Genomic DNA, 24,884 nt, shown 5'->3' with positions numbered 1-24,884 from the left:
TAATATCAAAGATGTACTGATTGACTATATTATCCAATTGGTCATTTTTGGAGGTGACAATGTGGCGATAGATCGAAAACGTTCTATTATTGAAGCTGCAACAAAGTCTTTTTCAGCGTTCGGTTATAAAGCAACAACGATGGATCAAGTAGCGAAGTTAGCGAATGTAGGAAAAGGAACGATTTATACTTTTTTCAAAAATAAAGAAGAGCTATTTGGTGAAATTATTTCTAATTTAATTACAGAAATGAAGCAAGTTGCAGAAAGTGCAATTCGTTCAGATGTTTCATTTTTTGAAAATGTACATAGAGCATTATATAGCATCTTGGAATTTAGAAAAGAACATCAGCTTATGATTAAATTAATTCAAGAAGAGCGCGATATGGGAACGAAAGAAGTACAAGAAGTTATGCAACAAGTTGATGTGGAAATCGTTTCTGTTATTCAATCGTATTTAAAGATTGCGATTGAAAAAGGTGAAATTAGCAAATGTGATCCAGAAATTACAGCATTTATTATGCTTCGTCTATATGTATCGCTTATTTTTGATTGGGAAAAAAATCATGAACCGCTAGAAAAAGAAAAAATTGCAGAGTTATTTGAACTTTATTTACTAAAAGGATTGTCAAACTAAGATAATCCTTTTAATTTTATAAAAAATGACCAAATGAACAATACGGTCATATTTTTAAGTTAAGGGGGGATATAGAAAAAATATAATCATAATGAGAAAAAGTTGCATAGTAATAAATTCGGGGATAAGGCATATGTATGAACAAGTATAGCCTTTTTGTTTGGGTAAAAATGACTATATGAACATTTTGGTCATTTTATAAAAGGGGGAGAAATTATGAAAGGGAATCAGTTACTTCGGAAAGAGTTCACGGAAATTATAAAAAGTAAAAAAATATTAATTCCAATTATTGCGGTCTTATTCGTACCGATTTTATATGCAGGGATGTTTTTGTGGGCCTTTTGGGATCCGTATAAACAGTTAGATGACTTACCAGTTGCAGTAGTCAATTTAGATAAAGGTGCAGTATTTGATGGGAAACCAATTGAGGTTGGAAAAGGGCTCGTTGATAATTTAAAAGATAATAAAAGTTTTAAATGGGAGTTCGTAAGTGAAAAAGAAGCGAAGAAAGGAATGGAAGGTAGAAAGTATTACATGTTAGTGCGCATTCCAGATGACTTCTCCAGTAACGCTACAACGTTACTAAAAGACAATCCAAAGCCATTAAACTTAGAGTACATTCCAAACGAAAGTTTAAACTTCTTATCTTCACAAATTGGAGGAACAGCCATTGAAAAGATTAAAACTGAAGTATCAAGTACGTTAACGAAAACATATGCAGAGAAAATGTTCGATTCTATTAAAGACGTCTCAAAAGGATTAGCAGATGGATCAGAAGGGGCAAGTAAACTACACGACGGATCAAGTGAATTGCATGATGGTTCAAGTAAAGTGACGGATGGCCTTCATACACTTCAAGGGAAGTCTGGGGAGATGAAGGATGGAGTTCAGAAATTAGCGGATGGATCTAATAAATTAGTAGATGGGTCAGGCAAAGTAACAAACGGTTTAAATGTGCTAAATAGTAAAACAGGTGAAATGCAGGTAGGTATAGGGAAATTAGTAGATGGGTCAGGCAAAGTAACAAATGGTTTAAATACACTAAATAGCAAAACAGGTGAAATGCAGATAGGTATAGGGAAATTAGTAGATGGGTCAGGCAAAGTAACAGATGGTTTACATGCATTAAATAGCAATGCAGGTATTGGGAAACTAGTAGATGGATCAGGTAAAGTAACAGATGGTTTACATGCATTAAATAGCAATGCAGGTATAGGGAAATTAGTAGACGGATCGGGTAAAGTAACAGACGGTTTAAATACGTTAAATAGTAAAACGGGTGAGTTGCGTGATGGATCTGAGAAAGTGACCGGTGGCTTGAACAAATTAGTAAGTAAATCCGGTGAATTAAAAACAGGAACAACGGACCTATCAAATGGTATGGGAAAACTCGTTGAAGGGCAAAGCCAATTAGAGGAAGGTTCTCAAGCGATCCAAAAGGGATTGCAAGAGTTAAATAGTAACGTACAAAAGTCTGCTGCAGGCTTAGAGGAAATGCAGTCGAAAGTTCCTTCTATATTGAATACAGTAAATGAAAAAATAGATGGAGCTGGGGCGAATGTAAATCAGTTAAATGAACTTACACAATCAACAGCAGGAGATGCAAAAAATGCAGCACAAGAGGTAGCGAATTTACAAAAGCAAATTGAAAGTTTACCAAAAGAATATCAAGAGCAGTTACAACCGTTCATAACAAGTGCTGTAAAAAGTACAGCGACAGTTCAGCAAAAGGCTGCCGGAGTAGCAGGTGGAACAAATAAACTAAATGAAGAAGTAAAACAATTAAAGGGCGAAATACATCAAACAACAAATGGGTTGCAAAAAAACTTACCAAATCCAGCAGGGATAAAAACTCTAGCAGGTGGTATTGAGAAACTAACGAGCGCACAAAATGAATTTGTTAGTAAGTTTCATGGATTTGGTGAGGGATTAGATAATGCAAAAATAGGTGCCGATAAATTAAAAGATGGATCAGTTCAATTAATTGATGGAGTAACGCAATTACAAAGTGGCTCTGGAAAAGTGACAGCAGGATTAGGTCAATTATCTGCAGGAGTAAATCAATTAGCAGATGGGTCTGGTCAAGTAACAGGCGGTTTAGGAACATTATCTGTAGGAGTATCCAAATTAGCAGATGGGTCTGGTCAAGTAACAGGCGGTTTAGGGACATTATCTGTAGGTGTAACGAAATTAGCAGATGGCTCAAGCCAAGTAACAGGTGGTTTAGGAACATTATCTGCAGGAGCAAACCAAATGGCAGGTGGCGTAAATCAATTAGCAGATGGTTCAAGCCAAGTAACAGATGGTTTAGGAACATTATCTGTAGGAGCAAACCAAATGGCAGGTGGCGTAAATCAATTAGCAGATGGATCTAATCAAGTAACAACTGGCTTAGGTACTCTAAATGGTGGCCTAAATAAAATGTCAACCGGCTCAACCCAGCTAATCGACGGCGTAAATAAACTAGCAGACGGATCTGGTCAAGTAACAGATGGCCTCGTAAAAGTAAACGATGGTTCAGGTGAACTTGCTGAGAAACTTGGCGAAGGGGCAGAGAAAACTGGTGAAGTGAAAGGAACAGATAAAACGTATGATATGTTTGCAAGTCCTGTAAAAGTGAAGACGGAGAAAATGGCGGAAGTTCCAAACTACGGAACTGGATTTACGCCGTATTTCCTATCACTCGGTTTATTCGTTGGGGCATTACTATTATCAATCGTATATCCATTACGTGATACAGTAGGAGTTCCAAAATCAGGGTTTAGTTGGTTTATTAGTAAGTTCGGTGTTTTACTATCAGTTGGTATTATTCAAGCGATAGTAGCAGATGTTATATTACTGTTCGGATTGGGTGTAGAAGTACAAAGCATTCCATACTTCATACTCTTTAGTATCATTACAAGTTTAGCATTTATCGCATTAATTCAATGTTTAGTAACAGCATTCGGTGATGCAGGCCGTTTTATTGCCATTATCACATTAATTATGCAGCTTACAACGAGTGCCGGAACATTCCCACTAGAATTGATTCCGAAGTTTTTACAATCATTCAATGCTTGGTTACCGATGACATACTCTGTATCAGGATTGAAAGCAGTCGTATCGAGTGGAGACTTTGACTTCATGTGGCAAAACATAGGAATGCTCATGATCTTTATCGTTGTATTATCACTTGGAACGATCGCCTCCTTAACTTTGATGCACAAACGACAATTTAAAAATGTTGCTGAAAATCAATCGGTTGAAGCGTAGATAAAAGCACCTTTTTGGTGCTTTTTTATTTTAATAGAGGGCACATCTTTTCCTTAGTTCATCTATAAATCTTTCTAAAAGCTATAGAAACGAAAGAAAAGGAATTACAACAATTTACAGAGAAACATAGGGTAGAGGAGTTGATATGATGAAAGGCAATCTTACTTATTATTTTATCGTAAATCCGCTAATAATCTTTCTTGTTTATGCCCTTTCACCTATATTGTTTGATAAAGAAGTATATACAAGTATGAAAGATGCATTTGGAATACTTACGTTCTATTATGTGTTAATGGGTGGATATTACTTTATTGATATTTTAAGTGAAAAGATAAAGAAAAAAAGTGATGGAGGATAACAAAATGACTGAAAGTGAAATGAAATTCCGGGATACGACCATTCGTAACTTTTTCGATAAAGAGGATCGTTTAAAATCGATTCCAGGTTAAAAGAAGAAAAAACTAGTATTGTTAGAGCATTTAATTAGCAAGTTAAATGCTGAAAATCAATATACAGAAAAAGAAATTAATACATTTATAAAACAATATCATGATGATTTTTGTACAATTAGACGTGAATTTATTGTACAGGGGTTTATGAATAGAGAGGATAATATGTACTGTATAAACGGGAGAGAAGTTTGGACGAAGTGGGAGGAGTTAAAATAATGAATCAGCGAGGGGATCCCCGCTGATTATAAGCCTGTGCTAGTCTTGCTGTTTCTTTGTAGTAAGTCTATGAACGCTTCAACATTCGAACTTGTAATGTATCCAAGCGTTATATATTCATCTTCATAGTAAAATATTATTTTTTTGTCAAAGATTCTTCTCTTCGTTTCTATGGATAGAATTTTTTCATAATCAAATTCGGCAATGAATGTGTTTTTATATTGGCTAAAAAAGAGAAGTCTTTGATTAGTAGCAAGTAACATGCCAGGATACGGGACTTTATGCGTAATCATATAGCCAGTAAGTGAACATTTTAAAGTAGATAAAATTTTTTCTTCTTTATGTAATAGTTGTTTTGCAGCTGTTAAGATTGGATTCATTGTATACATTCCTTTTATTTTGATATATGAATATTGTATCAAGAGTAAAAAGATTCTCAATATGTAATATTGCATATTGGCCGTTTTATAGTTGTAATATTATTTTTAAAAAGAAAAAGTACGAGGTGATTCAATGATACGGTTAGTAAAAGAGACTGATGCAGAAGCAATTATGAATATTAGAAAAGAAATTATATTATCGGAAACTACTACAAAATTTTTCATAGTATCCCCAAAGAAGTTACCGAATGATATGAATGCAGAAAGAGAAAAGATACGGAAAAGTAATGAGAAAGGTAATCTTTATATCGTGTATGAAGTAGATGGGAAGGTAGTTGGCTTTTTACTTTTCAACCGATATGAACTAGAACGGTTACAACACGCAGGCACAATGGGAATGGGGATTAAAGAGGCGTATTGTAATCAAGGCATAGGCACGAAATTAATTGAATTTCTTATTAGATGGGCGAAAGGGCAGAAAGGTTTAGAAAAAATTTGTTTAGGTGTAGTTTCTGTTAATGATCGGGCAATTAAAGTGTACAAACGTATGGGCTTTGTAGAAGAAGGCAGACAACGAAAGCAAATTAAATATGAAGATGGATCATATGGAGATGACGTATTGATGGGGTTTTATATTGAATAAAGGATATATGGTATTAAGAAAAGGAATGTACATAACGTAAATTTCTAAAAGCAGTATATTGCCCCTGCATTAACAGACTTTTCCCTATGTATAATATTAATATAGTAAAATCATAACAACCGATATTGCAGTTTCCAATAATATACTATATAATCAATTTAAGAAAACGTTTTCATGCAAAGGGGGAGAATTTCGTGTCGACTATAGAGGACGTGGCGAAATTAGCGGGGTTATCAAGGACAACGGTTTCTAGGGTGATTAATAATCATCCATATGTTTCAGATGAGAAGAAAAAAAGGGTTCAATTAGCAATGAAGCATTTAGGCTTCGTTCCTAATTCTGCGGCGAGAAGGCTTCGTAAACAAAAAACGGAAACAATTGCGGTGCTAGTTCCAAGGATTACAAATCCTTTCTTCAGTAGATTTATCGAAGCAATCGAGATTGCTGCTTCTGAACATAAATATAAACTGATTATTTGTCAAACAAGATATTTACCGGAAAAAGAGATGGAGTATTTACAATTATTATCTACGAAACAAGTAGATGGGATTATTCTATGTTCACTAGAAAATCCGTGGGAAGATGTAGAGCCATACTTACAGCACGGTCCAATCGTGTTGTGTAATGAATATATTGAGGAAGCAAATATTCCAACAGTGAAGTTTGATCATGCGCAAGGAGCATACATAGCTGCGAAGCATGTGTTAGATCAAGGATATCGTAATCTTATTTTTTGCCGTGGTAACGAAACCAAAGTCGTTAGCCAGCAGCGAAAAATGGGCTTTTTACGTGCAATAACTGAGAAGAGCCGCCAAGTAGAAGCGATTGACTTTCTTGAAAACGCTTTCTCTTGGGAAGATGGAAAACGAATATTCCATGAAGTATTAAAGGACAAAAAAAATCCTACCGCGATTTTGGCAGGAGGCGATGAGGTAGCAGCTGGAATTATCTCAGAGGCGAAACGCCATAACTGGAGCATTCCAGATGATCTCGCTGTTATCGGTTTTGATAATCAAATATTATCGCAGATTACAGAACCAGGTATTACGACAATTGAACAGCCAATTGATGAAATGGCCCGAAAAGTTGTCGACCTAATGATGGATAAAATTCATACGAAAAATTATCGAAAAAAAGAATTGTATGAGTTTGAACTGGAGCTCTTGGTGAAAGGTTCAACGATGAAGGATAAGATGTTATTAGCCTAGTAGACTATGTCTGCTAGGTTTTTTTCTGTTCACAAACTACTATTCTTCGTGAACGCAATCATCACATTTGTTATGGTATGCTTCGTGCTGCTCATCAATTTCTTTCCCGCAGTGTGCACAAGTTTTCGTCGGTAAATTTCTGAAAAACTCCATTGGTTGATCGATCATGTCAATCCCTCCATTTCCATTTCTTACTATCATTGTATTAGTACAAAAAATAAAAGTCAACAACTGTTTTATAACAAAATTGAAAATTAATGAAAAAGTTTAGGAAATGGATTATAGTTAACAATGTAGGATGTAAGTAAAACATGCATTTCTACTCGGTTTTAGAAAGGATGGATACATATGAAAATGACTGTTGTCGGCTTTTGGGGCGGCTTTCCAGAAGCGGGAGAAGCAACGTCGGGGTATTTGTTTGAACACGATGGTTTTCGTTTACTTGTAGACTGTGGTAGTGGTGTACTAGCACAGCTTCAAAAATATATAACACCATCTCATATAGATGCAGTTGTACTGTCGCACTATCATCACGATCATGTTGCAGACATTGGGGTATTGCAATATGCGAGATTAATTACGAGCGCGACGAAGGGACAACTACCAGAACTACCAATATACGGTCATACGTTTGATGAGAATGGTTTCCATTCTTTAACACATGAACCGCATACGAAAGGAATCGCGTACAATCCAGAAGAAACACTTCAAATTGGACCGTTCTCGATTTCATTCTTAAAAACTGTTCATCCTGTTACATGCTTTGCGATGCGTATTACAGCTGGAGATGATGCTGTAGTATACAGCGCTGATTCAAGTTATATTCCTGAATTCATTCCATTCACAAAAGATGCTGATCTTTTCATTTGTGAGTGTAATATGTATGCACATCAAGAGGCTGCAAAAGCAGGGCATATGAATAGTACAGAAGTAGCAAGTATTGCAAAAGATGCGAATGTAAAAGAACTTTTATTAACGCACTTACCGCATACAGGCAACCCATCTGATTTAGTAACAGAAGCAAAACAAATTTTCAGTGGTCACATTACGCTAGCGCATAGTGGCTACGTATGGAACTCATGAGGTGATACGATGTTATTTATTGATAATAAAGGAATTATAGATCCTAGAATAAACTTAGCGATTGAAGAATATTGTGTGAAAAATTTAGATATTAACGAAACATATTTACTGTTTTACATTAATGAGCCTTCGATTATCATTGGTAAAAACCAAAACACAGTAGAAGAAATTAATGCAGATTACGTAAAAGAAAAAGGTATTCATGTCGTTCGTCGTCTATCAGGCGGAGGCGCAGTATATCATGATTTAGGAAACTTAAACTTCAGTTTTATTACGAAAGATGATGGAGACAGTTTCAGTAACTTCAAAAAATTCACAGAGCCTGTAACGAAAGCGCTTAGTAAATTAGGTGTAAATGCAGAACTAAGTGGTCGTAACGACATTTTAGCTGAAGGTAGAAAAATTTCAGGTAACGCGCAGTTCTCAACGAAAGGTCGTATGTTCAGTCACGGTACGTTACTATTTGATTCTGAAATCGATCACGTCGTATCAGCGTTAAAAGTAAAAATGGATAAGATTCAATCAAAAGGAATTAAGTCAATCCGTAGCCGCGTTGCGAACATTACAGAGTTCCTAAACGAAGAAATGACGACAGAGGAGTTTAGACAACTTCTTCTAGAAACAATTTTCGAAGGAGAAACAGAAATCCCAACGTATGAATTAACAGAAAATGATTGGAAAGAGATCCACAAACTTTCTGAAGAACGTTACCAAAATTGGGATTGGAACTACGGAAAATCACCGAAGTTCAACTTACAACATTCACACCGCTTCCCAGTTGGACAAGTTGATGTTCGTCTTGAAGTGAAAAAAGGAACAGTAACAGAATGTAAAATTTACGGCGACTTCTTCGGTTCACTAGATGTTCATGATATCGAAGAGCGTCTAACAGGCGTTCAGTTCGATAAAGATGCATTCACTGCAGCTTTAGAAGGCGTAGATATCGCACGCTACTTCGGTAACATTACAACAGAAGATTTCTTACATTTATTCTTCTAAAAATGAGGGAGGCTGCCATAAAGGCAGCCTCTTTCTTTTTGTAGTTTTGTCGATATAATTCCATTTACCACAAAATGTATACTTACAGGACATCTGCCTCTTATAAAGGAATATATATATGAAAAGGAGGCGAATCGAAATGAAAAGAGTAATGTACGTTATATTATTGCTCAGCTTCGTCATCGGAATGACAGCGTGTAACAGTGGATTGCCCTCAAGTCGTACAATTTTGTCTATCGGAAAACCGGCTGAGGATAATGTTATATATTTTACGCATACAGATAACAAACGAAAGATACATGATATACAAGACATGTTTCAAAATAAGAAGTGGAAAAGAAATGAAACATTCAGCACTGTTAATAAAAAGCCAGATGTCGTCTTATCAATAGATGAAAACAACAAAGGGTTACCGACGTTATATGTTACGGTGTATTTTCATGAAGATGGAGCGGACGCTCTTAACTTGCACGGCGAGCATACGACGTTAAATAAAGAGGAACTTAATAAACTTAGAGAAAAGATGAATGCATATTATCCTAAAATGATTTCTGGTCTAGTTTCATAAATTACTTGTAAATAAAATCCCCTTATTTTTCCAAAGTAAACTAAGAGAAGGTGAGCTGTCTATATGCAGTTAATAGAATATCACTTGCCACTTTAATTTTCTTTTAATATAATTAATTTAGAATTTTTAAATATTCTAAATTTTATAAAGGTGGGGTTTTTGTGAATCTCGTTCAATCTTTGGCTGAAACGGCAAAAAAGAAGGGGGATAAACCGGCTTATATATTTATGGATCAGTCGGTCTCATATGACCAATTAAACAAAATGGTCACAAGGTTTTCTAGCAATTTAGCAGAAATGGGCATTGGAAAAGGGGACAATGTCGCATTAGTTGTTGGGAACTCACCACATTTTTTGGTCGGTTTATACGGAACAATGAAAGCCGGAGCAACTGTTATTCCAGTTAATCCAATTTATACAGCAGACGAAATGCATTATATTTTACAAAATGGAGATGTAAAAACAATCATCGTACTCGACGTCCTTCTACCTGTTATACAATCTCTTACAACAAGACTTCCTTCATTAGAAAACATCATCATATGCGAAACCTCATCAGATTTTAACCATACAGAAACCGAAAAAATGAAAACGTTTACTAGTTTTGTGGGGACTGGAGATACAACTTACGAAGGTCCTGAACTAGATGAAGAAGATGTAGCGGTTATCCTATACACTTCGGGCACAACTGGAAAACCGAAAGGCGCTATGTTAACACATAAAAATTTATATAGTAATGCGAGCGATGTGGCTTCGTATTTACAATATACGGCTGATGACCGTGTTGTTGCGGCACTGCCTATGTTCCATGTATTCTGTTTAACAGTTGCGGTAAATGCACCGATTGTGAACGGGGCAACGATTTTAATGTTACCGAAATTTAGTCCGAAAGAAGTATTCCGTATTTGTCGCACGTACGAACCAACGATCTTTGCTGGCGTACCGACGATGTACAATTATTTATATTTATTTGAAGAAGCAAGCGCAGAAGATGTGAAGACGCTTCGTCTTTGTATTTCCGGTGGCGCATCGATGCCTGTTGCTCTTCTACAAAACTTTGAAAAACGTTTTAACGTTATTGTTTCAGAAGGATACGGTTTATCAGAAGCCTCACCAGTTACTTGTTTCAATCCGCTAGATCGTCCTCGTAAACCAGGGTCGATTGGCACAAATATTTGGCATGTAGAAAATAAAATTGTAAATGAACTTGGGGAAGAAGTACCTGTCGGCGCAGTCGGTGAATTAATCGTTCGCGGACCTAACGTTATGAAAGGATACTATAATGCACCAGAAGATACAGCTGCGACATTGAAAGACGGCTGGCTATATACAGGTGACTTGGCGAAAATGGATGAAGAAGGTTACTTCTATATCGTTGATCGTAAAAAAGATATCGTCTTAGTTGGCGGTTATAACGTATACCCTCGTGAAGTAGAAGAAGTATTATATACGCACGAATCAGTAGCGGAAGTTGTTGTAATCGGTGTTCCTGATGAAAACTTAGGAGAAGCAGTGCGAGCTTACGTCGTTCTGAAACAAACGAACGTAACAGAAGAAGAACTAATGCATTACTGTACGTTACATTTAGCGAAATATAAAGTGCCGAAAAGCATTGAGTTTTTAATAGAATTACCGAAGAATACGACTGGTAAGTTGTTAAGAAGAGCATTGAGAGAGAAAGCGATGCAAGTGTAAAAATGAGGCAACCATCTTTGAAGGTGGTTGCCTCATTTTTTTGTGCATTGATTAAGCTGTGGTGCCATATATTTAAAGCTTCATATGACCAACAAGGAGGAGATATACATAGAACAGAAGGGATTAACGCTTACGGCGAGTGCAATATCTTATTTGTGAAATTATGGATGAACTCTGAAAATGATAAGAACGGTAATTTTAATCAAAATGGAGTAGTGGACTGTGAATCAATGGCTACGGTGTTAGTAAATACATATAAATTAGAATGGAATGAAAATAGTAAGTTACCAAAAGAATTTGCTGATTTGAAAAATCATTGGGCTCGAAGTATGCCAATATTTTAGTTTAGCAAGAAAATTCAAATTCCAAGTTGACACATATGAATTACAGAATTAAAATGAAAAGAAATCGAATACAATACATTAGAAGCTAATCAGATAAACTGAAGGCGCACAATGTTCACATTTGTGAATATATTGTGTGCCTTTTTCTATTGTATAAACTAAGGGGGCTTAACGATGAAAAAGTGGGGTAAGACAGCGTTTATGAAAAGTACAGGTGTTTTATTATCAGCAGTTGTACTTTTATCAGGGTGTGGTTCGGCAACATCCACTAGTAATTCTGAAGGAAGTGGAGATAAAAAAACAGTTGAGCTTTTAAATGTTTCTTATGATCCAACGAGGGAGTTATATCAAGATTTCAATAAAGATTTTGCGAAGTATTGGAAAGAGAAGCATGGGCAAACAGTAAATGTAAAACAATCACACGGGGGATCTGGAAGTCAAGCGCGCTCTGTTATTGATGGCTTAGAAGCAGACGTTGTTACACTAGCACTTGCTTATGATATTGATGCGATTAGTAAGAAAAAACAATTAGCAGAAGATTGGCAGAAGCGACTTGCGAATAATTCCACTCCATACACGTCAACGATTGTATTTCTTGTTCGAAAAGGAAACCCGAAAGGTATTAAAGACTGGGATGATTTAACGAAAAAAGGTGTGTCTGTCATTACACCAAACCCAAAAACATCAGGCGGGGCACGTTGGAACTATTTAGCGGCGTGGGGATACGCACTGAAAAAATATAATAATAGTGAAGATAAGGCGAAAGAGTTTGTTAGCCAAATTTATAAAAACGTAGAAGTATTAGATTCAGGAGCGCGCGGAGCAACGACAACATTTGTTGAAAAAGGAATTGGTGACGTATTAATCGCATGGGAAAATGAAGCGCTATTATCCCAAAAAGAGCTTGGAAAAGATAAATTTGAAATTGTAACTCCTTCTATTAGTGTACTTGCAGAACCACCAGTAGCGGTTGTAGATAAAGTCGTTGATAAAAAAGGAACGAAAAAAGTAGCAGAAGGGTATCTTGAATATTTGTACTCAGAAAAAGGACAGGAAATTGCGGCAAAAAACTTTTATCGTCCGCGTAATGAAAAAGTAGCAGAAAAATATACATCCCAATTTCCGAAAGTTCAATTATTTACGGTAGATGAACTATTTGGTGGCTGGAAAAAAGCACAAGAGAAACACTTTAATGACGGCGGCGTGTTCGATAAAATTTATCAAAAATAATGCGTACTGCTAAAGGGGGATGAGGTGAAAGAGGATGAGGAAGAAACGTATTTTACCAGGGTTTGGATTATCGCTTGGATTTACAATGTTGTACATGAGCTTATTCGTACTTATACCACTTTCTATCGTATTTATTCAAACTTCACAGTTAGGTTGGAAGAAGTTCGCTGGGGTTATAACGAACGAGCGTGTGTTGCATTCCTATCAAGTTAGTTTTACAACTTCATTTGCAGCTGCTATTGTAAATGCCATTTTCGGTTTATTAATAGCTTGGGTGCTCGTACGCTACAAATTTCCAGGGAAACGACTATTAGATGGACTTATTGATTTACCGTTTGCACTTCCGACAGCTGTAGCTGGTATTACACTTACAACGCTTTATGCGGAAAATGGATGGATTGGGAAAATATTTAGTCTGTTTCATATAAAAGTAGCTTTTACACCACTCGGAATTATCGTTGCGCTTACTTTTATCGGTTTACCATTTGTCGTTCGAATGGTGCAACCAGTGCTGCAAAATATTGATAAAGAAGTAGAAGAGGCGGCTTCGAGTTTAGGTGCATCCCGCTTGCAAATATTTGTGAAAATCATTTTACCAGAGATCTTTCCCGCTCTTCTTGCCGGTTTTTCACTCGCATTTGCAAGAGCATTAGGAGAATACGGATCTGTCGTTTTCATCGCAGGTAATATGCCGATGAAAACAGAAATTGCACCACTGATGATTATGACGAAACTAGAACAATATGATTACGCGGGGGCAACAGCTGTAGCGACCGTGATGCTTATTATTTCTCTCCTTTTCCTTCTTCTTATTAATATGATTCAAAGCTGGAGTAGAAGGCATGAACTAAAAAGTGAATAGGGGGAGAGAAAATGGAACCAACAGTATTAGAAAAGAAAATAGTAAAAAGCGTATCAGCTAAAAAAGAATCTAAGCTTGTACCAGGCATATTAATTACGATTACAGTTTTATTTTTATCTCTCTTTCTATTACTGCCACTCATAACTATTTTTCTAAAAGCCTTTGAAAGAGGGATGGATGTATACTTTGCCGCTATCACTGATCAAGAAGCATTTTCAGCAATTAGGTTAACGCTTCTCGTTGCGTTAATCGTTGTACCGCTGAATACGGTATTCGGAATCGCAGCGGCATGGCTTATTACAAAGTTTCAGTTTAAAGGAAAACAAGTATTACTCTCTCTTATTGAACTGCCGTTTGCTGTGTCACCAGTTATCGCAGGATTAGTATTCGTTTTACTTTTCACACCGAGGGGTGCTCTTGGCGAATGGTTACTTGAACATGGAGTGAAACTCATTTTCTCTGTACCAGGCATTATTATTGCAACAATCTTTGTAACCTTCCCGTTCGTTGCACGTGAATTAATTCCGATTATGCAGGCGCAAGGGAAAAGTGAAGAAGAGGCAGCGTTATCACTTGGCGCAAGTAGCTGGAAAATGTTTTGGCGCGTTACGCTTCCAAATATCAAATGGGGTCTTTTATACGGCATGATTCTATGTAATGCTCGTGCTATCGGTGAGTTTGGAGCCGTTTCTGTCGTATCAGGTCACGTGCGTGGCATTACGAACACGATGCCGCTCCATATTGAAATTTTGTACAATGAATATCAATTTTCAGCAGCATTTGCAGTAGCGACGTTAATGTCATTAATTGCAGTGTTTACACTCGTTATAAAAAACTGGATTGAATGGCGAATGGAAAAACGACAATAAGAGGGGGATTACGGTGAGTATTCAAATTCAAGGTGTATCAAAGCAATATGGTACATTTCAAGCACTAACAGACATTCATTTGGATATTCCAAAAGGCGAACTTGTTGCCTTATTAGGCCCATCAGGTTCTGGGAAAACGACGTTATTACGCATTATTGCAGGATTAGAAGAAGCGGATGGAGGCTCTATTTCATTTGATGGAGAAGATTTAACAGACATTCACGTGAAAAACAGGCAAGTCGGTTTCGTCTTTCAGCACTATGCGCTCTTTAAACATATGAATGTATTTGAGAATGTCGCTTTCGGTTTAAAAGTAAGAAAGAAAAGCTTAAGACCGTCAGCAGAAGCGATAGAAGAAAAGGTAACAGAATTATTAAAGCTCGTAAAAATGGATGGCTTTGCTAAACGTTATCCAGCGCAATTATCTGGTGGACAACGTCAACGTATTGCACTAGCCCGGGCACTTGCAGTCGAACCGAAAATTTTATTACTTGATGAACCGTTCGGTGCACTCGATGCAAAGGTGAGAAAAGAATTACGAAGATGGCTCCGAAAATTACATGACGAATTTCAAATTACGAGCGTATTCGTAACGCATGATCAAGAAGAAGCGTTAGACGTTGCAGACCGCATCGTTGTAATGAATGAAGGCTGTATTGAACAAATGGGAACACCGGAAGAAGTATATGAAAACCCAGCAAGCCCGTTCGTTTACGATTTTTTAGGAAATGTAAATTTATTTCACGGCCGCGTTCATAAAGGAAAGCTAAATGTAGGATCGGTCGAACTAGAAGCACCAGAGCATAAGCACGTTTCCAACGTAGACGGAATAGCCTACGTAAGGCCGCATGACTTATCAATCTCTCGTACGAAACAAAGCATAGATGCAATCCCGGCAAAAGTATCTTATTCTCACGCAGTCGGAAATATCGTATATGTAGAATTAAAACGAGACGGAACAGATGAATATTTAGAAGCAGAAATTACGAAAGAACAGTTCAAGCAGCTGAACATTCAAGCGGGTGATTTCGTATACGTACAGCCGAAAGAAGTGAAAGTGTTTATTCCGGAGGATTTTGTAATTTAAGAGTGTTCACTCTTAAATTACAAAATCTATTAATAAGAAAAGGTCTCCTAAAAGATATTTTAGGAGACCTTTTCTTTGTTTATCGTAATAACTTTTTCTCATATGAAATGTAGTAGGAAGTTTGTATATATAATAGCGAAGCGTGTTCAAACAACTATTTGATACGAGTAGTAATGAAGATATTTCTCTTACTTTCTTAAACACAGTTATTACAATTAGAAGACCCACATTTACGCTATTCCAATGAAACTCAATGTATTAGCTTCATTGGAATACTAGAACAAAAGTGAATGTAAAAGTTTAGTTGAATCATGTTCATATTCTATCGTTAGTAAATAATAATAGATGTGATTATTGTAATATTAAATTATATAACAGAATTAATTATCTGTAATGATATTTTAAAAATTGTTATTAAATTGTCGTATTTTGTGCACAAAATCTTCAAAACTTTAAAACTGTATTTACTTTACTCTTTAGTTTATATAAATTGTGATATGTAACATTATATATGTTAAAAATATTTCAGTGAGGTGAGTTTATGGAAGGTAAGAAACAAAGGAAGTGGTATCAGTATTTAATACAACTTATCGTAGTTGCATTAATTGTTACTTCTATACCACTGAATGGGTTGGCAGAAACGGCACCACCGTTTACACCATCTCCAAATTCAGAACAAAGTCCAGAAATGGAAAAGAAAGAGGAGCAGGAATTACCAGCTCCACATCCGGATCAATTAAAGAAGGATAAGGCTAAAGCACAGGCGAGTCCGACTGAGATTGTAGAAGAAAGAACGGAAACCGAAAAGGTTTTTGATAACAATGATGGTACTTTTACAAAGAGGGTATATACGGAACCGATTCATGCAGAGAAAGATGGAAAGCTAGAAGAGGTTTCACCAAAATTAGTAGAAGCACCAAATGAAAAAATTGTAACGGAAAATACAACATTAGAACCAGAGTTCGAGAAAGCGACACAAGATGGAAAGTACGTTCAATTTAAAGTAAAAGATCATACTATTCAGTATAAACTAATAAGTGCAAATGGTGAAAAAGGTGAAATAAAGCCATCGCCAGTAACCGCAACACATGAAAATAATACAGTATGGTATAAAGGGGTCTTCCCAAATATTGATTTAAAGAGTACGACATTCAATGAAAATGTAAAAGAAGATTTTGTATTACGTGAGTATACAGGACACCACATTTTTACATTTGCATTAGAAACAGATTTAACACCTAGCTTACAGGAAGATGGTTCAATCGACTTCCAAGATGAGAAAAAAGAAAAAGTATTCACATTGCCGAAACCATATATGAATGATTCCAATGTGGATCAGCAATCAGGTGAGGCTGTAACGTCAGATGCGGTTCGCTACAATATTGAGAAGAAAGATGAAAAAACATATACATTAACTGTTACTGCAGACCCGCAGTGGTTACAAGCACCAGAGCGAAAATATCCGGTATATGTAGATCCTTCAATTGAATTGGATAATTTTGAAAATGCTTACGCTTCAAGTGCGTATCCAACTGTCAATTATTCAGGAGGAAAACTTTGGGATTCAGGTCAAAATGCTTATACGTTAAAAGTTGGATATTATGATGGAACATCTGGAACTAATTTTTCATTTATTAAACCAGATGTTTCAAACTTAAAGGGTGCAAAGATTGAAAGTGCAACATTCCATGCCTATGCAGTTTGGCATTATTATGCGAATCAACCAAATGGTGTTTGGTTAGATGAAGTAACAAGTGGATGGAATGTTGGAAGTGTAAACTGGAATAACAAACCAGGTTCTAACAACATTGCACACGCTGATGTGGGCCGCGGAAAATGGGCCCAGTTCAATGTAACGAATACAGTGAAAGCATGGGTAGAAGGCGCGAGACCAAACAATGGCTTTAAGCTACATGCAAATGGTAATGGTCAAAACCATTGGAAGAAATTCATTGCAGCTGAAAATGGAACGAATGCACCATTCTTGGAAGTGAAATATTCCTACGCAAAACCAAATAAGCCAAGAGTACAAGTTTACTCAAATGGCAGTGGGAGTGGTTCTGGTCACTTCAATGTACAATGGGACGCAGTTCCAGGAGCAACAGGTTATAAAGTTGCCATTTTTAATGGATATGACTATGAATATATTCCTGTTGGGAATGTGACAAGCTGGACGACGAAAGATAAAAAGATATTCCCGACGCCAGAAGAAATTGCACAAGGGCGTTACTGGATACATGATGACGGGAAAGGTGCAGAAGCGCCTACTAACCCAGGACAAATATATAAAAATGCTTACGAGTCAGGAGGTCCGTACGGGGATTATAGCGGAAGAAGTAGCTACTGGATTCGTATTGTAGCAGAGTATCCGTTTGGGGATAGTCCACTTTCAGATGAAATAGTTCCATTTATTCCATTAGAACAAGTGAAAAAGCCAGACGGATCGGCCTACATTAATGCGACAGATAAGGAAACAGGATATGTCACATTAAAGTGGGATGCAGTTCCAGCGGCTGCAGGCTATAAAGTTTGGATTTATAACGGAAAAGATTACGAAGCGTTCGATGTAGGAAATAAAACAAATTGGACAACGCAAAATGAGAAAATTTGGCCAACGAAAGATGAAATTGCAAAAGGCCAATATTTACTTCATCATGATAAAAAAGGTGCAGAATTAGCAGTTGATCCATCACCTGTGTATAAAAATTCTGGCGGAATTTATGCTGGCTTTAAAAATTATTGGTTCCGTGTAACAGCGTATAGTAAAGCCGGACATGCTGAAAGTGAAATTTCGCATGAGTTTGTACCTAAATTTGCTCAAGACTTTGGGTTTATAGGGATGTTTGATTACTGGGCATCAGTTCCGGTACTAAATGGCACAGTGAATGCTACAAATGGTAACTTTATCATGAGTGAAAAAGATATTACGTTATCAGGGCGCGGACCGGATGTATCAGTGGAAAGAACGTATAATAGCCAAAGTAAAAAAGTAGGTTTATTTGGTACAGGTTGGTCTAGTGGATTAGAAGAAAGGATTTTGGCTGAAGGAAATGGAAACTTACTATTAATTTCTGCCGATGGCGCAAATATTACTTTTACTAGAACGGGAGATAATACGTATCAAGCCCCTACTGGTATATATTTAGAAATTAAACAAGTATCAGGCGGATATGAAATAAAAGATAAAGACCAAACGGTTACTTTCTATAAATCTGGAGATGCACAAGGTCGTATCCAGTATACAAAAGATAAATATGGAAATACGACGACATATGAGTATGATGGTGAATCACGTTTATCAAAAGTGAAAAATGCTTCTGGCAAAGAGTTAGTCGTACAATATGATGGAAATAATAAAAAAGCAGCAAGAGTAATCGGCCCAGATAGCAAGACGATTACATTTAAATATGATGGAGATTTACTCGTTTCTTCTACAACACCAGAAGGAAAAGTATATAAATACGGATATGATAATGGATTACTAACATCTATTTATGATCCGCAACATACAGATGCCAAACCATATAAAACATCGTATGCATACGAGAATAATAGGTTAGTAAAAGTAACGGACCCATTAGGAAAAGCTACGACATTAGCATATAATACAGATGCGAAAGAAGTTACGTTAACGAATCCTAAAGGACGTAAAACTGTTTATACGTATAACGATGCTGGAAACCCAGTCAAAACAGTTGAAGATTCTGGGCGTCTAAATTTAACAACAACGTATGAATATAATGCAAATAACCTAGTAAAAACAACCACTCCTAAAAATCAAACAGAAACAGCGACCTATGATGGTAATGGAAATGTAACTTCTGTTACTGATGAAATGGGAACTGAGAAGTTTGAGTACAATAAAGATAATGGAATTGTTAAAGCGACAGATAACGAAAATCGTGAAACAACAGTTGCTTATAAAGCAGCGAATACAGAAGTGTCTCAAACTGACCAAGCAGCAAATACATCATCTTTCATGCAGTATGATCAGTTTGGAAATCCAATTGCAACAACTAGAGAGCTGGGAACAGGAGAAAACCTGATTCAAAATCCAAGCTTTGAAATGAACGGTACGGAAAAATGGGTACCAGTAAATGTGAATAATTCCGGATCTATTACAAAAGATGCAACACCGGCACCAGGTGGTCTGGGCGGAGAATCATCACTTAAAATTTCAACAAAAGCAACGAATAATGATTGGGGCTATATTGCTGCAATTCAAGAAGTAACGTTAGAACCAAATACAACGTATACGTTAAGCGGTATGATGAAAACGGATTTAGCCAATGGTGCTGCTTTCTTCAATGTACAGTTATTAAATGAAAACGGTGCTGGTGTAGATGGTGGATGGCATGATACTCGTCACAATAAAGTTCAAGGAACGAGGGATTGGGTTAACCGTCAAGTTACTTTTAAAACAACAGAACAAACGAGAAAAGTAAAAATCTATTTACAAGTAGAAAATGGCGGTTCTGCTACGAGTGGTTCTGTCTGGTTTGATAAGATTCAACTAGAAAAAGGTGAAGTTTCTTCTAGCTTTAACCCAATTGAAAATAGTAGTTTAGAAAATATGGCGGGAAATGGCTGTATGCCAGGTTGGATTCGAGGAGATGGAACAAGCTGTGATCCGAAAGATGTTTCTCAGCAAGAGAGCTTTACGGGACATTCATCTATTGTATTAGAGCGTAGCCAATATGGTGGTTCAGATGTAGGATATGGCAAGCATATCACTATAAATCAGAAAAAAGCAGAACCAATTACGCTAACAGGAATGTCTAAATCAGTAAATGTAGAAAATACTGCACCAGATAAACTCTCTCGAGATTACTCTATTTGGGCAGATGTACATTATCAAGATGGTAGTGGGGAAAATTTCCAAGCGAAATTCCCAAGTGGGACAAATGATTGGAATCGTAGTGCGGTTGTAATCCCTGCCACTAAACCAATTAAACGTATGGAAGTTTATATGCTCTTTAGAAGAGAGAATAAAGGAAAAGTTTGGTTTGATGATATACGCCTATTAGAAGGAAACGCTCTTATTAAAAACGAGTACGACAACGATGGAAATGTTGTTGCCACGTATGATGAAGAAGGACAGAAAAATACATTCGCATACGATGCATCAGGAAATAAAAAGAGCGAGACAGATGAAAAAGGAAATACAAAACTATATGATTATAACAAAGATAATCTATTAACAAAGGTTACATTAAAAAATGGTACTTCTGTAAATTATCGTTATGATCATAATGGAAACACAACAGAGAAATCTGTCATGTTTGGTGGGAAAACACAAACACACAAATATGAATATGATGTAGATAATAAAAATACAGTGTATATCGACGCGTTAAACCGTCGTATTGAAAACACGTACGATGAAAATGCAAACAAGATTAAAACGAAAATGCCAAACGGTTCTATTTTAGAGTCTGTATATGATACAGCAGATCGCGTCGTTGGCGAAAAGCGCAACGGAAAAGATTCATTTACATTTGAACGTGATCAAAATGGACAAGTTACGAAAGTGAAAGATCTTGTCAACGGCGTAGAACGCACGAAAACATACGACAAGGCTGACCGTGTCACAAGTGCAACAGATAGTCGAGGCGGAAAAATTGATTGGGCATACCACGACAAAGCAAACAGTAAGACAGAGAAATTAAAAGAACAAACAGTAACACAAGGTGGATACACAAATAAAGTATCATATGACTACAACACGCTAGATCAAAACATTCGTGTGACAGACGGTTCGCAAACGTATCGATTTGACTATGACGATCAAGGAAATGTTCGTACGTATACAGCCGGAAATGGTTCAGGTTCGACGTTTAACTATGACCATGCGAACAAAATTAAAGACCTAGTAGTAGGTACATCAAACAGTATTCTACTTTCTGAACGATATGAATATGACCAATCAGGTAACCGTACGAAGATTAAGCATGAAGGTGCGGGCGGAAAAGTAACGGAAACAAACTTTGTATATGACCCGATCAACCAACTATTAAATGAAGCATTACCAAACGGAACAACTAAATCATACACATATGATGGATTTGGAAACCGTACAAGTGTGAAAGTTGTAGAGAATGGAAAAGAAACAAAATCTATAGCGGCAACATTCAATGATGGAAATCAGCTTGTCAAATTCGGAAATGAATCATTAACATATGATGCGAATGGCAATCGTACATCTGATGGAAAGTACAAGTATACATGGAATGAAGATGACCAACTTGTAGCTATTACAAAACAAGGTGAAAGCAATGCATTCGCAACGTATAAATACGATGAAAATAATCGTCGTATTGAAAAGAGTGTAAATGGTCAGGTAACACGTTATTTCTATGATGGAGACAGCATTAACCCATTATATGAGACAGATGGTAGTGGAAATGTTCTTCGTCAATATGTATACTCAACAAGTGGCGCGCGTCTAGCGATGAAATCAAAAGGACAAACGTTATACTACCACTACAACCCTCGTGGTGATGTCATTGCGATGACAGATCAAAATAGAGAAGTTGTAGCAACGTATGAATATGATTCATGGGGTAACGTATTAAAGAGCGACGCAAAAGGTATCGCAGCAGATAATCCATTTGGATATGCGGGATACATGTATGATAAAGAGATCGGCATGTATTATCTAATTGCGAGATACTATAATCCGGAGCATGGTGTGTTCTTATCGATAGATCCAGAGCCGGGTGACGAAGATGATCCTGTGACACAAAATGGATATACGTATGTAGATAATAATCCAGTAATGTTAATCGATCCAGATGGTAATATACCTGTTGCTCCACTTGTAGTAGCTGGAGCGAGAATGGCTGCCCCTCATGTAGCTCGCTATGCAGCTAAAAAATTAGGTAAAAAAGGTGGACACTATGTATATAGATATGCTAGAGGTCGAGGTTTTGAAAAGAAAGTATTAAAAGAGCTTGGATTAGCGAAAAATACTAAAAAGGTAATGGGCCGGATTCCTGATAGTTTATCTAAAGGGAGAATTACAGAAATTAAAGATGTCCGAAAGATATCATATTCCAAGCAGTTTAAACAATATGCGAAGTCAGGTAAGCGGATTGATTTGATAGTTTCTAAACATTCTAAAGTTTCCAAGCCGTTAATAAATGCGATTAACAAATCTGGTGGGAAAATAAAAGTACGCTATGGAAAAAATAAATATTATACTTATAGATAATATTTATAAATTTAAAAAATGGAGGTTTTTATGTCTATACAATTAGATATTTATACGAAGGAAGATATTTCTTCGCATGAATATGCAAAATTTTTCTTTGAAGCAATCGAAAAAATGGGATTGAAATTTACAAAAATGGCACAATATGAACCAATTAATAAAGTATTTACAATTGAACAGGCTTTGAAGATGTGGATGCATGAAGAACCAGGTTGCTATGATTTTGAGTTAGATGAGATGATGGGTACAGCCGGTGGAATGCTTGGGAGAGGAAATGGCTTTTGGTTTAATGTAGCGTGGTGGAAAGATTCTAGGGGGAAGAGTATCAATTACTTAACTATATCGTTCACAAAGAAAATTTTTACTAAATACCAAAAAGAAATACTAAGTTTTTTTGAAGGAGCATTGGTTGAGTTTAATGCTATATACGGATATATCAGTGATGAAAAAATGGTAGATAGACAACATATAACAGGAACAATAAAGAATAGAATACCTGGAATATTTGAATATAATTATTTCGGGAAATCATTGGTTGATTTTATAGGGAAGGATAAGCTTCAATCTCTTCCATGGTCTAATTCTTTTCCGCTAAACGAAGGACTACTAACAGTTTTAAATGATAAGAAGGAAGAAGAATTTTTACTGTTAGAACAGCGAACGAAGGAGCTCATTGGATTGAACCTTTTTAATGGGAAATCAAGTGATTATCCAGATGTTTTGAAGGGATAGAAAAAGATTCATGTCTTTTTGAGAACTATTTTTAGAAAGAAGAGCTTATATAAGCTCTTCTTTCTTTGTATATATTAAGGTAGCTTAGTGGTAAAAACATATATGGTGTGTGGGATAATCTTATTAAAAAGTGATGCAAAAAGAATCATGATAGACAAACTTTGTATATGACCCGATTAACCAATTATTAAATGAAGCATTGCCAAACGGAACAAGTAAATCTTACACATATGATGGATTTGGAAACCGTACAAGTGTGAAAGTTGTAGAGAATGGAAAAGAAACAAAATCTATAGCGGCAACATTCAATGATGGAAATCAGCTTGTCAAATTCGGAAATGAATCATTAACATATGATGCGAATGGCAATCGTACATCTGATGGAAAGTACAAGTATACATGGAATGAAGATGACCAACTTGTAGCGATCACAAAACAAGGTGAGAGCAATGCATTCGCAACATACAAATATGATGATGATGATCGTCGTATTGAAAAGAATATAGATGGAAAAGTAACACGTTACTTCTATGATGGAGATAGTATCAACCCATTATATGAGACGGATGGTAGTGGAAAGGTACTCCGCCAATATGTATATTCCGTAAATGGTTTACGCATGGCTATGAAATCGCAAGGACAAACGTTATACTACCACTACAACCCTTGTGGTGATGTCATTGCGATGACAGATCAAAATAGAGAAGTTGTAGCAACGTATGAATATGATTCGTGGGGTAACGTATTAAAGAGCGACACAAAAGGTATCGCAGCAGATAATCCATTTGGATATGCGGGATACATGTATGATAAAGAGATTGGTATGTATTATCTGATTGCGAGATACTATAATCCAGACCATGGTGTGTTCTTATCGGTGGATCCTGATCCGGGCGATGAAGATGATCCGGTTACGATGAATGGGTATACTTATGCGGATAATAATCCGGCGATGATGACGGATCCAGATGGGCATGCTGCTTGGTTAGTTGTTAATGCTGGTTTTGCGCTTTATGATGGATATGGGGCATATAAATCAGGAAAAGGCGCAAAGGGAATTGCTAAAGCGGCTGCCAAAGGTGCAATTGGTGGTGGTAAACTTAAAGTTGCAGGTAAAGTGGCAAAAACAGCTGCTATTTATCTAAGGACAAATAAAGCAACAGGAAAACAATATGTTGGTAGAGCGAAGAATATGCAAAGGTATGAAAAGCGCCAAAAAGAACATGCAAAGAAAAATAATGCCAAATATGATTTTCAGATTTTACTTAGAACGAAACCAGGGCGACAAGCAAGAAGATATGAACAAAAAATGATTAATAAATTCGGCGGCCCGCAAAAATATGGTGGGAAACTGGAAAATGCACGTCATGAAATCGCTAAGAAAAAATGGAAACAATACTATGTTTAATTAGTGAAGG

18 protein-coding genes and 2 pseudogenes are annotated in these 24,884 nt (G+C 36.5%); 18 read left to right on the top strand and 2 right to left on the bottom strand.

Annotation, left to right across the window (positions count from 1 at the left end; translation table 11 throughout):
* The first annotated feature begins 61 nt into the window (after positions 1-61).
* The 4 genes and pseudogenes from ACTFR3_RS14395 (at position 62) to ACTFR3_RS14380 (ending at position 4,554) form a co-directional block, all read left to right on the top strand.
* On the top strand, positions 62-634 hold the full coding sequence (locus ACTFR3_RS14395; protein ID WP_000963381.1) for a TetR/AcrR family transcriptional regulator: 573 nt from the start codon (positions 62-64) through the stop codon (positions 632-634).
* A gap of 216 nt (positions 635-850) precedes the next feature.
* Positions 851-3,886: a YhgE/Pip family protein gene (locus tag ACTFR3_RS14390; RefSeq protein WP_440044494.1), complete on the top strand. Its 3,036-nt coding sequence runs from the start codon at positions 851-853 to the stop codon at positions 3,884-3,886.
* Between the two features lie 145 nt (positions 3,887-4,031).
* Positions 4,032-4,244 (top strand): hypothetical protein, encoded by a 213-nt coding sequence (locus ACTFR3_RS14385; RefSeq protein ID WP_001986098.1) that lies wholly within the window; start codon positions 4,032-4,034, stop codon positions 4,242-4,244.
* A 4-nt stretch (positions 4,245-4,248) separates the two neighbouring features.
* Positions 4,249-4,554, top strand: a pseudogene (locus ACTFR3_RS14380) (DUF2087 domain-containing protein).
* A 26-nt stretch (positions 4,555-4,580) separates the two neighbouring features.
* Here the strand turns inward: ACTFR3_RS14380 and ACTFR3_RS14375 are convergent.
* A complete protein-coding gene (locus tag ACTFR3_RS14375; RefSeq protein WP_001068220.1) occupies positions 4,581-4,934 on the bottom strand; it encodes a PH domain-containing protein in 354 nt (117 codons plus the stop codon).
* A 133-nt stretch (positions 4,935-5,067) separates the two neighbouring features.
* Here ACTFR3_RS14375 and ACTFR3_RS14370 point away from each other — a divergent pair, with 133 nt between their 5' ends.
* Both ACTFR3_RS14370 and ACTFR3_RS14365 read left to right on the top strand, forming a co-directional pair.
* Complete coding sequence (locus ACTFR3_RS14370) at positions 5,068-5,577, top strand: GNAT family N-acetyltransferase (RefSeq protein ID WP_048656899.1); 510 nt, start codon at positions 5,068-5,070, stop codon at positions 5,575-5,577.
* Between the two features lie 194 nt (positions 5,578-5,771).
* Positions 5,772-6,785 carry a LacI family DNA-binding transcriptional regulator gene (locus ACTFR3_RS14365; RefSeq protein ID WP_000103715.1) on the top strand — a complete coding sequence of 338 codons (1,014 nt, stop codon included), beginning with the start codon at positions 5,772-5,774 and terminating at the stop codon, positions 6,783-6,785.
* Between the two features lie 39 nt (positions 6,786-6,824).
* Here the strand turns inward: ACTFR3_RS14365 and yhfH are convergent, their stop codons facing one another.
* Positions 6,825-6,953 carry a protein YhfH gene (gene yhfH, locus ACTFR3_RS14360; RefSeq protein ID WP_000567010.1) on the bottom strand — a complete coding sequence of 43 codons (129 nt, stop codon included), beginning with the start codon at positions 6,951-6,953 and terminating at the stop codon, positions 6,825-6,827.
* A gap of 180 nt (positions 6,954-7,133) precedes the next feature.
* Here yhfH and ACTFR3_RS14355 point away from each other — a divergent pair, with 180 nt between their 5' ends.
* The 12 genes and pseudogenes from ACTFR3_RS14355 to ACTFR3_RS14300 form a co-directional block, all read left to right on the top strand.
* Positions 7,134-7,868, top strand: a complete 735-nt coding sequence (locus ACTFR3_RS14355; RefSeq protein ID WP_000784686.1) for an MBL fold metallo-hydrolase — start codon at positions 7,134-7,136, stop codon at positions 7,866-7,868.
* A gap of 9 nt (positions 7,869-7,877) precedes the next feature.
* Entirely contained in the window at positions 7,878-8,867 is a 990-nt protein-coding gene (locus ACTFR3_RS14350; protein ID WP_322356702.1) for a lipoate--protein ligase, read from the top strand.
* Positions 8,868-9,006: 139 nt separating this feature from the next.
* Positions 9,007-9,435, top strand: coding sequence for a hypothetical protein (locus tag ACTFR3_RS14345; protein ID WP_000832611.1), 429 nt, complete (start codon positions 9,007-9,009; stop codon positions 9,433-9,435).
* Positions 9,436-9,596: 161 nt separating this feature from the next.
* A complete protein-coding gene (locus tag ACTFR3_RS14340) occupies positions 9,597-11,129 on the top strand; it encodes a fatty acid--CoA ligase family protein (protein ID WP_001055178.1) in 1,533 nt (510 codons plus the stop codon).
* A gap of 167 nt (positions 11,130-11,296) precedes the next feature.
* Positions 11,297-11,473 carry a hypothetical protein gene (locus ACTFR3_RS14335; protein WP_048656907.1) on the top strand — a complete coding sequence of 59 codons (177 nt, stop codon included), beginning with the start codon at positions 11,297-11,299 and terminating at the stop codon, positions 11,471-11,473.
* Between the two features lie 174 nt (positions 11,474-11,647).
* A complete protein-coding gene (locus ACTFR3_RS14330; RefSeq protein ID WP_000758703.1) occupies positions 11,648-12,703 on the top strand; it encodes a sulfate ABC transporter substrate-binding protein in 1,056 nt (351 codons plus the stop codon).
* Between the two features lie 34 nt (positions 12,704-12,737).
* A complete protein-coding gene (cysT, locus tag ACTFR3_RS14325) occupies positions 12,738-13,565 on the top strand; it encodes a sulfate ABC transporter permease subunit CysT (RefSeq protein ID WP_048656902.1) in 828 nt (275 codons plus the stop codon).
* A gap of 11 nt (positions 13,566-13,576) precedes the next feature.
* Entirely contained in the window at positions 13,577-14,434 is an 858-nt protein-coding gene (gene cysW / locus ACTFR3_RS14320; RefSeq protein WP_048656903.1) for a sulfate ABC transporter permease subunit CysW, read from the top strand.
* Between the two features lie 13 nt (positions 14,435-14,447).
* On the top strand, positions 14,448-15,521 hold the full coding sequence (locus tag ACTFR3_RS14315) for a sulfate/molybdate ABC transporter ATP-binding protein (protein ID WP_000027093.1): 1,074 nt from the start codon (positions 14,448-14,450) through the stop codon (positions 15,519-15,521).
* 541 nt (positions 15,522-16,062) lie between these two features.
* Complete coding sequence (locus ACTFR3_RS14310; RefSeq protein ID WP_440044492.1) at positions 16,063-22,734, top strand: DNRLRE domain-containing protein; 6,672 nt, start codon at positions 16,063-16,065, stop codon at positions 22,732-22,734.
* A gap of 30 nt (positions 22,735-22,764) precedes the next feature.
* Positions 22,765-23,466, top strand: coding sequence for a hypothetical protein (locus ACTFR3_RS14305; RefSeq protein WP_322356698.1), 702 nt, complete (start codon positions 22,765-22,767; stop codon positions 23,464-23,466).
* Positions 23,467-23,620: 154 nt separating this feature from the next.
* Positions 23,621-24,874, top strand: a pseudogene (locus ACTFR3_RS14300) (RHS repeat domain-containing protein); the annotation flags it as partial.
* Between the last annotated feature and the right edge of the window lie 10 nt (positions 24,875-24,884).

Source organism: Bacillus cereus group sp. MYBK14-1 (genome assembly GCF_051916885.1).
Lineage (GTDB): Bacteria > Bacillota > Bacilli > Bacillales > Bacillaceae_G > Bacillus_A > Bacillus_A cereus.
Note: the sequence above shows the minus strand (reverse complement) of the source record. Positions and strands in the feature narration are given on the sequence as shown.